Here is a 14,074-nt window from a genome sequence, read left to right as displayed (position 1 = left end):
TCTGTCCAATTAAGCCATTCCTTTCAAATGCATATTGTTCAATGTATCATTTGTTGAAAGGGGATTCAATGCATAGCGAACGTTTTGAAATTGATGCAGTCATACACATATCGTGATCGGAGGGAGGATAACAACATGAACACGAAGGAATGGACAGGCATCATATTGGCAGGAGGTCTATCCAGCCGCATGGGGACCAACAAAGCCATGCTGGAACTGAATGGTTCCCTTATACTACAACATGTCACGAAGGCCATGAGACCCGCCGTATCCCGTATCATCGTGGCTGCCGGGCCCAATGTGACAACCTATAGTGCAATGGGCTACGACTGCGTTCAGGACCATTATCCCGGGAAGGGGCCACTCGCCGGTCTTCAAGCGGCGCTGGAAGCTTCCGATACAGACTGGAATCTGGTATGTGCCTGCGATATGCCGCTCCTGCAAACGTCTTTCTTTGATGGAATAAAAAAACTGGTCGAATCACATAACTCTTATGCTGTTATCGTTTCACGCGTAGATGGACATATCCACCCGCTTGCAGGGGCTTACCACAAACGAGTGCTCCCTGATCTGGAGCAGCGTCTGAACCAGGATCATCTTCGAGTTATGCGATGGCTTGAAGAGATCGGTTGCTTTTATGTCGAAGCGGAAGAGCTTGAGAGAGTGGGCGTTCATCAAGTAGCAATACAAATGAGTAATATGAACACGCCGGAAGAGTACGAGCGTATCCGTAATCAAGATTCTGGACTCGATTCCGATCTGTAGGATACAGGATCACCTGATGAATCTGCATGATGATTGCGATATTGAAGCGGGCTCTGGCCTGTCCAACGTTTGAATTGTCTGCTGAAATGGGACAGATGGGTGTAACCGAGCTTCCACGCAATTTCCCCGAGCGACAGCTCTGGCTGTTCGATCAGTACTTTGGCCTCCTGCAACTTCAAGCTGGACAGGTAAGCCCTGGGCGATCGCCCGTACACCTTGCGAAAGACCTGTAGACCATATCCCGGACTGATGCCAAACGAGGATATAATCTGCTCTACTTTGACCGTGGATACACTGCCTTCCTTGGTTCGAAGCTGGGCATGGAATGCCTGTTTGATCGCCTCCGCAATAGCTCCTGCATAATGCATGGCTGTTGGAGCTGGTGCATGTGAAGCAGCAACGGAAGTGGTGGCCTCCGGTTCATTGTCAGCGGCTTGGGACAACAGGGCGAACAGTTCAAACATGCGGGCCTGCATGATCATTTTATCGGTGGACGTGTAGGCCTCAGATATGTTAATCATGCCCATCCAGCTCTCCAGCACTACACGCATCTTCCTATTATCTGCCGTACCTGCTGCGTAGATTCGGCTGTGCTGTGACATCAGCTTCAGGGTGAAGACCGGATCATCCACATTAAAGTGAGCGCTAAAATAAGTCATGCCTTCTGTGGATACACATTGATTCGTATGTTTGAACCCGGGAGGAATGAGAAGAATGGAACCTTCCTCCACGGTATAGGTATAACCATGAATCACACTCTCCTGCGTACCTTCGAGGATCAACATAATCTCAAAGCCCGGATGTGATTCCTCCGGCATCGCCCATCCATAGGGTACTTGTTGGCTGTGCGCACCATAAAATTTGATGTTACAGTCGATAATAGGCAGCCAGTGGGCCAACGTATGGTGAGGCATTTCTCGGAGCTGTGATCGGATATCCATCATATTCACCTCGGAAAAGGGTAAAAACAACTTGCCTTATACAATCGGCACCCGTAGTATACTTCATTATAATCAGTTTAACGCAAGGATGGATGATCCATGGAACGCATCAGCGTTTGAAGTGGTTGCTGAACAATCCAAGTTCTTCGACCCATAATAATGTAAACGCTACCATTATGGATTGGAATATGTCAACTCTTGCACACGTCAAGAACATTATATTTTCCACCTAAAAAGGAGATTAAGTCATGGACAAATTATTATATGGTGTAGCCTACTATGATGAATATATGCCTTACGAAAGATTGGACAAGGATATTCAGATGATGAAGGATGCAGGCATCAACGTAGTCCGTATTGCAGAATCAACCTGGAGTACCCATGAACCGCAGAATGGCGTATTTGACTTTTCTTCCGTAGACCGTGTGCTGGATGCCATGCATGAAGCGGGAATTCAGGTTATCGTCGGGACACCAACGTATGCTGTTCCAACATGGATGGTCAAGGAACATCCGGACGTGCTGGCTACCACCTCTCAGGGACCTGGTAAATACGGCGCAAGACAGATTATGGATATTACACACCCAACCTATCTATTCTATGCCGAACGGATCATTCGCAAGCTAATCTCTCGGGTAAGCACACATCCAGCGGTCATCGGTTATCAGACAGATAACGAGACAAAGCATTACAATACGGCCGGAGATAATGTACAACTGCAATTCGTCAAATATATGCGGAACAAGTTCAGTTCTCTGGATGAGCTTAACAAGGAATTTGGCCTCGACTACTGGAGCAATCGAATCAATAGCTGGGAGGACTTCCCGTCTGTGGTAGGAACGATTAACGGCAGTCTGGGCGCTGAATTTGCCAAGTTCCAGCGACAGCTGGTAACCAACTTTTTGGCTTGGCAAGTGGGGATCGTGAATGAATACAAACAGGAAGGACAGTTTGTTACCCAGAATTTCGACTTTGACTGGCGTGGATATTCGTACGGCATTCAAGGGGATGTGGATCATTTTGCCGCATCGAAACCTTTTGACATTACCAGTGTGGACATCTACCATCCTTCCCAGGATGATCTGACGGGCATTGAAATTTCATTCGGCGGGGATGTGGCACGTTCCACCAAACAATCGAACTATCTGGTACTGGAGACTGAAGCGCAGGCGTTCTGGCATTGGGTTCCTTATCCGGGACAACTACGTTTGCAGGCATTCAGTCATCTGGCATCAGGAGCAAACATGGTCGCATACTGGCACTGGCATTCGTTGCACAATTCCTTTGAGACGTACTGGAAAGGATTGCTCAGTCATGACTTTGAACCGAATCCAGTGTACAACGAAGCGAAGACCATTGGCAGGGATTTTGCCCGTCTTAGTCCAAAGCTCGTTAATCTGAAGAAAAAAAATCGGGTGGCTGTGCTGTTCAGCAATGAGGCGCTGACATCGATCAAGTGGTTTGGTTTTAATTTCACCAGTGACAAGAACTACAATGACGTGGTGCGATGGATGTACGATGAATTGTATAAAATGAACATTGGCTGTGACCTCATCGACCCGTCTGTTGAGAGTTATGCGGAATATGATGTGCTCGTTGTACCTGCTCTGTATGCTGCTTCGGATGCACTGCTGGAAAAATTGAATCAATTCGTACAGGATGGCGGACATATCGTCTACTCGTTCAAAAGCGGATTCACAAATGAGCATATCAAGGTACGCTCTACCCGCCAGCCCGGCCTGATCAGTGAGGCATGCGGGATCAGCTATAACCTATTTGTAGAACCAAAACATGTCTCGCTGCGGGATGATCCATTCGAGGTTGGTGAAGAGCAGAACCAGGTTCATACCTGGATGGAACTAATTACACCAACAACTGCTGAAGTACTCGCTTGGTATGATCATCCACATTGGGGTGAATATGCGGCAATTACCCAGAATGCCTATGGAAAAGGCAAAGCAACCTATGTCGGCTGTTACACCAGTTCTGCGGTGATCCGTAAGGTGTTGGAACGTGTCATGAAGGAAGCGGGTGTATGGGGATCTGATCAGGAACTGGCTTTTCCTATCATTGTGAAGACAGGTGTGAACGATCAAGGGAGCACAATTCGCTATTATTTCAATTATGCAGATGAGGCAACATCCTTCGTGAATGCTTATGGGGAAGGAACTGAACTTCTGGCAGGAACCCCGATTACTGAAGGAGAGAAGATCGAACTGGAACCATGGGGCATACGGATTGTCGAACAATAATAGGAAATAATAAATATAGGTATATAAGTTGAATTTAACATGTGCACGTTAACGGAGAGGGCAGAAATAACCTGAGGAAGCGGAGCTAAAAGCTTTCTGAAAGAAAGCTGCATCGGAAGCATATACCTCGCCTTTATCAACGGATTTTCCCCTTAGAAAAGGGAATCAAAAAAATCCGGTGATAACAGCGATCAGAGGGTTGTTCTGACCACGTAGTGATCTCGTGTAACCATTCATTCTATTGTATAACGTGATATTTCAACATTTCCAAAAGAATATAAAGACCAAAGCGCCCTCGGCTTCCATGCTGGGGCGTTTGTCTTATTTTAGCTCAGGAGTGGATGCGCTGTGTTTACCGAATGTTATCGGAAGCTGATAGATCCTTTCAAACGCAGCATTCGCAATAAATTGATTCTTACCATGACGCTGCTGGCCGTTGTGCCCGTCATTGCCATGACCGCTATGGCAGCCGAGAATACCCGCTCTTCCATGGAAGAGGAGATTATGGAGACCAACCGAGCCAATATGAACTGGGCCTCGATCTATCTGGGTGAACAGTTCGCCCGCATGAACAATATTATCTATTCCATTCAGATCAGTGACGAATTGCATCAATATCTGGCGTTGAACGAAGAAGCGCCGGCAGCCAGCCGATTCGATGAACAGAAGGCCATGTTTAATATGTTGAACAGTGTATACTATTCTGCCGGCAATTATGTATTTGGCGTTGAACTGTATCTGAAGGAATTGGACACCCTGTTCACCTTCAACTCCATGGATTCTCGCATCAAGGCGGTATCGGAAATACCGGAAGGATATCATGAGCTTTTTGCACAACATAAGGATTTTACGATTATCAATGATCCAGACGATCCGCAGAAGTTTCACATGACTCGCAGCATGAACCGCTTCGAGGATCAGGCACAGATCGGCGCCATCAGTCTGGAGGTCAAGTGGGCTGAGTTCAACCAGACTCTGGAGCTGCTGGATAGCCGGGGAGACTATGCGGTATACATTGCGGACAACACGGGCAGTCCGGTCTATCAGCCAAATCAAGAGATACAGCCGTCTGTGGAAGCACTGGAGAAATTGGCAGGCACAAAAGAAAGTTCGGGCTTCATCCGGACAGCCAAAGAATATGTATTCTTTCACTCCATCGAGCCGTCAGGACTACGTGTGATCAAGATTGTACCTGCCCATGTTGTTAACGAAAGTGCTTTGGACACGATGAAATATGGATTGGTCGTGGGTGGCCTGGCTACCGTCATATCTGTGGGACTAGCTGCGCTGGTTGCCTGGCGCACATCAAAGCCCATTGTCAGATTGGCGAATTCCATGAAGGGTATTCAACTGATCAAGGACAGGGAAGTGGTGCGAAGCGGTCGGGTAGATGAGATTGGTCTGCTGGAGAAAAATCTGCACGGCATGGCTAGTCGTATTCGGGAACATATTCGCGACAATTACCTAATGAATCTGGAGAAGCAGACGGCCGAGCTCAAAGCACTGCAATCCCAGATCCATCCTCATTTCCTGCAAAATACGCTGCAGATGATTGGCGGCATGGTCTACTCGCAAAAACCGGCAGACAGTTACAAGGTCATTCGAGCCTTGAGCGAGATGTTTCGTTATATTGTGCGAGCGCCGGATGGACTTGTCCCTCTGCAGTCTGAACTCGATCAGTTAGAGCATTATATGCTGATTCAGAAGCAGCGCTTTGCCGGAAGGCTTGAATACACACTGGAAATTAACGGAGAACTTCGGGCGTGTTACATCCCCAAGTTGTCTTTGCAACCCATTGTGGAGAATGCATTTTTGCATGGTCTGGAGAAGAAACAGGGCGAATGGAAGCTGGGTATTGAGGTCGTCTGTGAACCTACAGATGTAACCATTCGAATTCGTGATAACGGTATGGGTATGGATGCTGAGAAACTAATGGAGATGCAGTCCAGACTGGAGCGGCTTACCCGGCAGGCAGATCGGGTGTGGAGTTCAGGTACAAGTATTGGACTGGTCAATGCGGCCTCGCGAATTATAATGCATTTTGGATCTGATTACGGGATGAGCATGGAAAGTGAATATGGACAGGGGACAAGCGTTACGGTACGAATTCCCTGCAATACAGGAGGCGAAGCCTTGTGAACAAGGAACTGTACAGAGTGCTACTGGTAGATGATGAACCGTGGAACCGGGATATTCTGCGCAACCTGGGAGATTGGAATGAACTTGGCATGACCGTTGCAGGTGAGGCAGAGGATGGTGAGCAGGCCATACAACTGGTCAAGCAGCATCAGCCTCACATTATCATTACGGACATGCGCATGCCCGGCACAGACGGTGTGGAGCTGCTACAGACGTTGAGCGGACAATACCCTCGGATCAAGGTAATCGTAGTAAGCGGGTATGATGACTTCAATTATGCCAAACATGCGATTCGCCATCGGGCTGCAGATTATCTGCTCAAACCGGTGAATCCGGATGAACTGAATGGTGTACTTGCCAAATGTGCAAAAGAATTGGAGAAGGTGGAATCTGCGCCTGAATCATGGGAGTCGTACCCATCTTCGTTCGCAGGTGAGTTCTCCCTGTTTCAACAGCAGGCCCGTCTGCGGTTTAATGACCTGAACGTTCAGAGTCTGCGTGAGTGGTTCCAACAATTACAGCAGAAGCTGGAACGATGCGAGATTAACAGACCCCGGCAGCTTGGGCGGGTGGCTTATGAATTACAGGCTTTGCTGGATGAGTTGTGCGTCTCCAACGGCTTGTACGAGCGGCCAGTGGCAACAGCGCTGCCTCCTGCGGCTGCACTGGCTTCCATCGAATCCACGATCGCATGGATTTCGACTCCGTACTATCAGGCTTTGGAGCAGCTCATTGCGCAGCGTAAGTTCAAGAACAAGCTGAACCTGGACGAGGTGAAGCAATACATGGAGCAGCACTGTATGGAGATGATTACCCTGGAGCAGCTCGCCCAGATCTTTTTTGTCAGCAAGGAATATCTCAGCAAGGTATTCAAGAAAGAGTATGAGGTGAACGTGACCGACTATGTTGTCCAATTACGTATGACGAGAGCGAAAGAGTGGGTGATGGACGAACAGATTCCGTTCAAGCATGTTGCCGAGATGGCGGGTTATGAGGATGTGTCCTACTTCTATCGAGTGTTTAAGAAGCATTTCGGAATATCTCCAGGGGAGATGCGGAAGGGACAGGCTCGTATATCAGGTGAATCAGGCAGTAGTACGGAATGAGACGTTCGAGAGAGCATTTGCGGCAGGATTAAGGTTTAAAATAATCCAATACACCAGTCTAATTTTGTCCAATGAAGCGCTTTCATTTTCTGATATATAATGAGCCTATGAAAGACAAACCAGTTACACACCGGGAGGTCATAAGAGATGAAAGTATGGAAAAGTGTAGCAAGTGCGGTACTTGTCAGTGTTCTGCTCGCAGGTTGCGGTTCCAATGCAGGAACGGACAATGAGCAGGAGGAATCGGCGTCAGGCAGCACGGTATCACTCAAAGTATTCGTTGCACAACCTCGGCTGAAAGAACACTACGATAAATATATAGAACAGTTCAAAGCCAAGGAGAAAGCAGAGAAAAACATTGAGGTGAACGTGCAACTGGAGATGCCGCCAGCGGACAATGCCCCTCAGATTCTGAAGACTCGCCTCGCCTCCAATGATGCACCGGATGTGTTCGCTCTGCATGCAGTCAATGAGATTCCACCATTCAGCAAAGCTGGTTATCTGGAAGACCTGTCGGGCCAACCTTTTGTCGATAAGCTGCTGGATTCGGTTAAACCTTCCATAACGGATGCGGAGGGCAGAATCGTAGCTGTTCCATTGGAAACAGTATCATGGGGCTATCTGTACAATAAAGATATTTTCAAAGAGCAAGGGCTGGAAGTGCCAACGACGTTAACGGAAATGAAAGCGGTCGTGGAGAAACTCAAAGCAGCCAACATTACACCGTTTGAACTGTCCTACAAAGAAGCCTGGATTCCGCAATTATTCCTGCCACTTACCGTGGGTGCATTAACTCAGTCTGAGCACAAAGACTTCGTGGAGAAGATGAATCAGGATCAGGGTTCATTCTCCGATATGAAAGCATTGTTTGACATCTTCGATCTCGTCAATGCCAATGGCACGGACAAAGCGCTGGAAGTGGGCGGAGATGATGGTTCAGCAGCCTTCGCATCAGGAAGCGCCGCGATGTGGATTCAGGGACCATGGTTTGCCGAGACCATTCTGAAATCCAACCCGGACCTGAATTTTGGTGTAGCACCCATGCCGATCAATGACAATCCGGATGATACCAAAATCAATCTGAGCACCTCCACTTCACTGGCAGTATCATCATCTAGCAAAAACAAAGAAGTGGCACTCGATTTCGTGAACTACATTCTCGATGACAAGGATTCAAGTGCATTCTTCGAAGCACTCAAGTTCAATCCGATTGCCAAGATCCATGACTTCAAGAGCTTCCCGTGGGTAGACGATGCTCAGAAATATGTGAGTGAAGGTAAAGCATATGAGGACCCATCCCTCCCTCAAGCGGTGAAAGACGAGTCAGGCAAAGCGTTGCAAGGCTACTACTCTGGGCAATTAAATCAACAGCAGGTTATCGATGCGCTCGACAAGGCGTGGAAATCCTACAACAAAGTCAACAAGTAAGGAGCTGTGAGGAATAGAGTACCTGCTTCTGTTTTGTTGACAAAATCTCAATGGTTTTGGGAGGGTAATCAACAAATTAGCGGTACTTTATTTCGTTACAGTCTCCAAGCAGATGATACGGCAGGCAGAACGTTCTTCGTTCCCACGTTTACAATCATCCGCTTCGAGTGAAAAGGGGGAGAACCTATGGCTACGAATGTGTTCAAGAAGTATCTGTCACTGCTCGCGTTCACTGCGCCTGCCTTTGTCATCTATGCGATTTTCCTGTTGTATCCCACGTTTAGTGGCATGTTCTATAGTCTGACAGATTGGAACGGACTTAATCGGGATTACAGCTTTATCGGTCTGGGCAACTTTGTGGAATTGTTCAAAGAAGATCCCGACTTTCTGAACTCTCTGTGGTTCACGATGAAATATGTAATATTTATGCTGATTCTGCAAAACGGAATTGCCTTGCTGCTCGCCGTGTTGATTGAGTCACGAACGCGCAGCAAAGGGCTCTTTCGGACGCTGTTCTTCATGCCTAACATGATCAGTACAATCATCAGTGCTTTCATGTGGACCTTCATCTTCTCTCAGGTGCTGCCACAGCTCGCAGAGAAACTGGCCTTTTCGTTCCTCGACCAGCAATGGCTGGGTGATCCGAAGTTTTCATTTTACTCCATTCTGATCGTATCGCTCTGGAACGGTGTAGGGTATATGATGATCATCTATCTGGCTGCTCTCCAGGGAGTGCCAAAAAGTCTCAAAGAAGCGGCTGTTATTGATGGGGCCAATGCATTCCAGGTACTTCGCAATGTGGTGTTGCCGATGATTACTCATGCCGTGACCATCTGTTTCTTCCTGACGTTGAACGGAGCATTCAAAGTGTTCGAAGTGGTGTATGGACTGACTGGTGGCGGACCGGGCCGGGGCACGCAGGTTATCACGATGAACATCTATGAAGAAGCGTTCTCCAATAACTTCAGATACGGCTATGCGAGTGCCAAATCGGTTGTGCTGTTCATCATCGTACTCATCTTTACACTCATCCAGATCACCGTCATGAAGAAGAAAGAGGTGGAAGCATGAGGATGCAACGACTGAACAGTTATCTGATTCGACTGCTTCTGATCCTGGGCTCTCTCGTCGCCATGCTGCCGATCTATATGGCGGTTGTGAACTCTTTCAAAACACAGGGTGAGATGTTCCAGTCCTTTATCGCGCTGCCAACAACGTTGCACTGGGAGAATTATTCGGACGCGTTTAACAAAATCAATCTGCTGGGCAGTTCGATGAACTCGGCGATTGTATCCTTTCTGGGGATCGGGGGAATTGTCTTCTGTGCCTCACTTGCGGGATACAAGCTGTCACGTACCTCCGGACGTTTGAGCAACCTGATCTTCTTCCTGTTTGTTGCATCCATGCTGGTACCGTTCCACTCAATCATGATTCCACTGACACGGGTAGCCAAAGGCATGGGTGTACAGGGAAGCACGTACGGATTGGCCCTGATCTATATCGGACTTGGTGTGAACATGGCAATCTTCCTCTATCACGGGTTTGTGAAGTCTATTCCGCGTGAATTGGAGGAATCGGCTCAGATGGACGGATGTAATGAGTTCCAGACATTCTTCCAGATTATCTTCCCACTCTTGCTGCCGATCACAGTCACCATCGCGATTCTGGACTTCCTGTGGATCTGGAATGACTTTTTGTTGCCACTACTCATGCTGACCGATGTGAATCGTTATACGCTGATTCTGTCCACGAACATGCTGTTTGGTGAATATAACAAGGAATGGCCGTTGATTCTGTCCTCCTTGGTACTGACTGCGATTCCGGTTATTCTGATCTATGCGTTCTTCCAGAAGTTCATCATGGAGGGTATTGCAGAGGGTGCTGTAAAGGGGTAAAACATTTGACAAATAAAACTCCCCGTAGCAGTAACGCACGGGGAGTTAGAAATGGATGCTGAACTTGGTCATCCATGTAGTCCTAGTACAACGTTCTATTTTCCAGCAATGAATGCTGATTCACGTAAAGGTATATACCGCCAGCATGCATCATCCATGAAACAAGTGCTATCCGCCAATCTGGGACATGCGCCGTACCGTCGGCGTGTGAGATTGCATTTTTTGTTCCAAAGCCAGAGCCATCTCATGATTCTTTGGTTTCGTACCCAGCGCTTTGAGGAAAAGCGCGGCCATGGCATTCGGATCATCCACGAAGCGGCGAACATTATACTCATCTGACCAGTAGAGGCAGGCTTTGATATGTCCGTCAGCGGTTAGTCGAAGTCGGTTGCAGTTATCACAGAAATGATCGCTCACGGGATGAATCAATCCAAATGTGCCTTCGGATCCCGCAATTTTCATATTACGTGATGGGCCATTGCCCGCAGGGCCTGTTGTATTTTCTACCGTCCAGCCTGCTTCAGCACATACATCTGTCACGGCTTCCAGCGGCAAATAAGATTTGCGCCATGAATCCGAAGCCTGTCCAATCGGCATATATTCAATAAAACGCACATGAAGAGGTTGATCAATCGTCATGGCAATAAAATCCTTGATCTCATCATCGTTGATACCCTTCATCAGCACGACATTCAACTTGATCGGAGCGAGACCAGCGGCTGTTGCAGCCTCAATGCCCTTGAGTACCTTGTTCACATCCCCGCCACGGGTAATCATAGAGAAGCGATCAGCGCGCAGGGAATCCAGACTGATGTTAATCCGGTTCAACCCAGCATCTTTTAACGCCTGAGCTTGTTTGTCCAGCAGAAGAGCGTTGGTAGTCAGGGCAATATCGTCAATCCCGTCAATCGCCGAGATCATGCTGATGAGCTTGTGCAGATCCTTGCGTACCAACGGTTCGCCCCCGGTGAGTCGGACTTTGCGCATGCCCATCGGGGCAAGTACCTTCAGCACCTGTGCTATTTCTTCGTAGCTCATAATCTCATCATGTGGAGCAAACTCCATACCCTCTGCAGGCATGCAGTACACACAGCGTAAATTACAGCGGTCCGTAACAGAAATACGGATGTAGTCATGTATCCGGCCAAATGAATCCTGAAGCAGTTCCATGCAGACCACCCTTTCATCGGTTCAGATTGGAAATCTTCTATTATAAATGATACGACAATTTCAAAAGGAACAGTTGCATCAAATTTTAGCTATTTCTCCAATCCGCGTCAACGATGACGTCAGATGACAGCATTTTTGGCGGGGTGATTCAGATGGAATTGACCCACGAGTTGTTGCAGAAAGACAGTAATGACTTCCACATTATGAGAAGAATGCTGAACCTGCAACATATCACGGATCAGCTCCATCATCTCTGCTTCTACCTCAGCAGAAGTCGCCCGATTTTGATGGCTGATTGCAGCAATATTCTCCATCAGCATGACCACTTGATCCACGACTTGCGTGCGCTCAGGTTCTTCAGCGGTAGCATTTTGCAGAAGTTGCGAAGCGGCCTGAACCAGTGTTGTTCCTTCAGCAAGTACCTGATCTCCCTCTGTGATTAATTGAGATGCGGCTCCTGCTGCCGTTGAGATTCGGTCCAGAATCTGATGAATATTTTCAGTTGAAGAGCGGGACAACTCGGCCAGCTTACGGATTTCCCCTGCCACGACTGAGAAGCCTTGGCCATGTTCTCCCACGCGTGCAGCTTCAATGGTGGCATTCAGAGCCAGCAGGTTGGTCTGAGCTGAAATTTCATCAATGACAGCCAGTGCACGGTAAATTTCTTTCATCGTATCTATGAAGGACAGGATGGTACGGTTGGTATCCGATACCGCTCCTGAGATTTGGGTCATTTTGTCACCGATTCGTTCCACTTCCTGCTGGGCCACGCCGATCTGTTCGGTTGCAGAGGTCTCCAGTTGTTGCAGCGTTATGCGCATGTGATCGGCAGCGATCTTGGCCTGATCGAGATCTTCCAGTTGGGTGCGAATGGCCTGAATCATCGAACCAAGCTTGTGGTTCACACGCTCAGTCGTACCCTGGGTTGTCTCTGTTGAAGTTCGCATCTGATACTGGTTATCCATAACGTCTACCGTGGCAAGTTGTACCTTCAGCATAATGCCTTCCAGAGAGTCAATCATGTTGTTGATCCACTTCGCCAGTTCACCCGATTCGTCTTGGGCAAAAGCAGACGTGTTCAGGCGCTGGGTCAGATCACCCCTGCCTTCGGCGTTAATTCGAATAAATCGGCTGATGCGACGCAAGTCTTCATGAACTCGTCGATATTGGGTGCGATGCAGCTGTAATGCAGTGTAGAATCCGAATAACACATTAAAAACTGCCATTGCTGCCGCGCTCCAACCACTACCAGTGAAGGCATAAACAAGGGCGGCTCCTGCAACGCCTGACAAAAGCGTGAAGAGACTGTGCTGCTTGAACTGGCGCCAGCCGATGCTTCGTATCCGATACACTTCCTCCAGATCCCCTTCACACATCATACCCCAGCGATCAGGACAGTGTGGCAGCTGGAAGGTGATGCCTTTGCCTATCACAGAAATATGGCGGTAATCCGAGTAGCCGGGAAAAGCTACAAACAGATTGGAACCATTCTGAATGGTGTTTGCTACTCCGGGGTGCAGTTCTCCGGTCGACGGATCAGTGAACATGAGTTCCAGCTCGGTATGCTCCTTAACGGAAACGATACCCCATTCGGTGGTGACACCATCTTTGAGATTTTCCCCATGTGTAAAAGTACGATCCTCGAAGCGGCTTCGGGACAAGGCGGTACCGGGTTGCAGATGGGGCCGTAATATCGACTCAGCCATAAAGAGGTAATTGTCACCGGAATCAGGATAGATATGGCCTGATTCTCGTTGAATCAGGTCACCGAGTACATCCCCGGGAACACGACTGCATAATGAACCAACATATCGACCTTCCTGTAGAATTGGGTTGATAAACAGCAAGGTGACATCATCGTGAAAAGCGGACGAGCGTGGTCCAATATCCAACGTCAGTGGATCGGAATAAGGGCCATACAAGCATTTTTTGCCATGACGATCTGCTCTGGAGTATTTCAATCCTGGTCCAATTAAAGCTTCGTAATTTTCATAGATCTGTCCAATATGTTTCTTATATGTAGAGAATACCACCTGATTCTGTTCGTTCAGCATGAATAGCTCCGTACTGTCTACGGCTCGAATATAACTGGATTGAAACCATGCATCTAGTTTGCTTAGTTGCTGTGAATCTTGTAATACATCCGGTAATTGAACTGACTGTATCTGTTGGAGCAAGCGGTCCAGGTGATTCCATTGTTCATCTGCCCAGTCCATCATAAGCTGCCGTCTCGTTTCGGCAATCCCCTCAAAAATCTGTTCCACATCTTCCTTCATATGTGCGTTCAACCGATACGATCGCCACAGCGGCAATCCTTTTCTCCATCCCAGCCAATCAAACATCATGACCACCCCGATTTCTGGATTCTATATTCAATC

10 protein-coding genes are annotated in these 14,074 nt (G+C 48.0%); 7 read left to right on the top strand and 3 right to left on the bottom strand.

Going from position 1 to position 14,074, the window contains the following annotated elements:
- Nucleotides 1-135: 135 nt before the first annotated feature.
- Nucleotides 136-765 carry a molybdenum cofactor guanylyltransferase gene (locus tag MKY92_RS27975; RefSeq protein ID WP_339298363.1) on the top strand — a complete coding sequence of 210 codons (630 nt, stop codon included), beginning with the start codon at nucleotides 136-138 and terminating at the stop codon, nucleotides 763-765.
- Here MKY92_RS27975 and MKY92_RS27970 read toward each other — a convergent pair.
- A complete protein-coding gene (locus MKY92_RS27970) occupies nucleotides 735-1,706 on the bottom strand; it encodes an AraC family transcriptional regulator (protein WP_339301931.1) in 972 nt (323 codons plus the stop codon). The genes MKY92_RS27975 and MKY92_RS27970 overlap by 31 nt on opposite strands.
- Before the next feature lie 248 nt (nucleotides 1,707-1,954).
- Here MKY92_RS27970 and MKY92_RS27965 point away from each other — a divergent pair, with 248 nt between their 5' ends.
- The 6 genes from MKY92_RS27965 to MKY92_RS27940 all read left to right on the top strand — a co-directional run bounded on the left by MKY92_RS27965 (nucleotide 1,955) and on the right by MKY92_RS27940 (nucleotide 10,526).
- Nucleotides 1,955-3,958, top strand: coding sequence for a beta-galactosidase (locus MKY92_RS27965; RefSeq protein ID WP_339298362.1), 2,004 nt, complete (start codon nucleotides 1,955-1,957; stop codon nucleotides 3,956-3,958).
- A 348-nt stretch (nucleotides 3,959-4,306) separates the two neighbouring features.
- The gene (locus tag MKY92_RS27960; RefSeq protein WP_339298361.1) at nucleotides 4,307-6,097 is read left to right on the top strand and encodes a sensor histidine kinase; all 1,791 of its coding nucleotides are present in this window, start codon (nucleotides 4,307-4,309) and stop codon (nucleotides 6,095-6,097) included.
- A complete protein-coding gene (locus tag MKY92_RS27955) occupies nucleotides 6,094-7,203 on the top strand; it encodes a response regulator (protein WP_339298360.1) in 1,110 nt (369 codons plus the stop codon). The genes MKY92_RS27960 and MKY92_RS27955 overlap by 4 nt, the downstream gene beginning before the upstream one ends.
- A gap of 147 nt (nucleotides 7,204-7,350) precedes the next feature.
- On the top strand, nucleotides 7,351-8,631 hold the full coding sequence (locus MKY92_RS27950) for an extracellular solute-binding protein (RefSeq protein ID WP_339298359.1): 1,281 nt from the start codon (nucleotides 7,351-7,353) through the stop codon (nucleotides 8,629-8,631).
- Nucleotides 8,632-8,817: 186 nt separating this feature from the next.
- Complete coding sequence (locus MKY92_RS27945) at nucleotides 8,818-9,702, top strand: sugar ABC transporter permease (protein WP_339298358.1); 885 nt, start codon at nucleotides 8,818-8,820, stop codon at nucleotides 9,700-9,702.
- A complete protein-coding gene (locus MKY92_RS27940) occupies nucleotides 9,699-10,526 on the top strand; it encodes a carbohydrate ABC transporter permease (protein WP_017691892.1) in 828 nt (275 codons plus the stop codon). The genes MKY92_RS27945 and MKY92_RS27940 overlap by 4 nt, the downstream gene beginning before the upstream one ends.
- 168 nt (nucleotides 10,527-10,694) lie before the next feature.
- Here MKY92_RS27940 and moaA read toward each other — a convergent pair whose 3' ends face one another.
- Nucleotides 10,695-11,696, bottom strand: coding sequence for a GTP 3',8-cyclase MoaA (gene moaA / locus MKY92_RS27935; protein WP_339298357.1), 1,002 nt, complete (start codon nucleotides 11,694-11,696; stop codon nucleotides 10,695-10,697).
- Nucleotides 11,697-11,815: 119 nt separating this feature from the next.
- Nucleotides 11,816-14,041 carry a methyl-accepting chemotaxis protein gene (locus MKY92_RS27930; protein ID WP_339298356.1) on the bottom strand — a complete coding sequence of 742 codons (2,226 nt, stop codon included), beginning with the start codon at nucleotides 14,039-14,041 and terminating at the stop codon, nucleotides 11,816-11,818.
- Nucleotides 14,042-14,074: the final 33 nt, after the last annotated feature.

This window comes from Paenibacillus sp. FSL R5-0623, assembly GCF_037974265.1.
Classification (GTDB): domain Bacteria; phylum Bacillota; class Bacilli; order Paenibacillales; family Paenibacillaceae; genus Paenibacillus.
This window is presented reverse-complemented; position numbering and strand designations above follow the sequence as displayed.

What these genes read in the sequence shown, in the direction of transcription:
- MKY92_RS27965 (WP_339298362.1), top strand. Translation starts at nt 1,955, where the DNA reads ATGGACAAATTATTATATGGTGTAGCCTACTATGATGAATATATGCCT.
- MKY92_RS27940 (WP_017691892.1), top strand. Translation starts at nt 9,699, where the DNA reads ATGAGGATGCAACGACTGAACAGTTATCTGATTCGACTGCTTCTGATC.
- MKY92_RS27975 (WP_339298363.1), top strand. Translation starts at nt 136, where the DNA reads ATGAACACGAAGGAATGGACAGGCATCATATTGGCAGGAGGTCTATCC.
- MKY92_RS27945 (WP_339298358.1), top strand. Translation starts at nt 8,818, where the DNA reads ATGGCTACGAATGTGTTCAAGAAGTATCTGTCACTGCTCGCGTTCACT.
- MKY92_RS27930 (WP_339298356.1), bottom strand. Translation starts at nt 14,041, where the DNA reads ATGATGTTTGATTGGCTGGGATGGAGAAAAGGATTGCCGCTGTGGCGA.
- MKY92_RS27970 (WP_339301931.1), bottom strand. Translation starts at nt 1,706, where the DNA reads ATGGATATCCGATCACAGCTCCGAGAAATGCCTCACCATACGTTGGCC.
- MKY92_RS27950 (WP_339298359.1), top strand. Translation starts at nt 7,351, where the DNA reads ATGAAAGTATGGAAAAGTGTAGCAAGTGCGGTACTTGTCAGTGTTCTG.
- moaA (WP_339298357.1), bottom strand. Translation starts at nt 11,696, where the DNA reads ATGGAACTGCTTCAGGATTCATTTGGCCGGATACATGACTACATCCGT.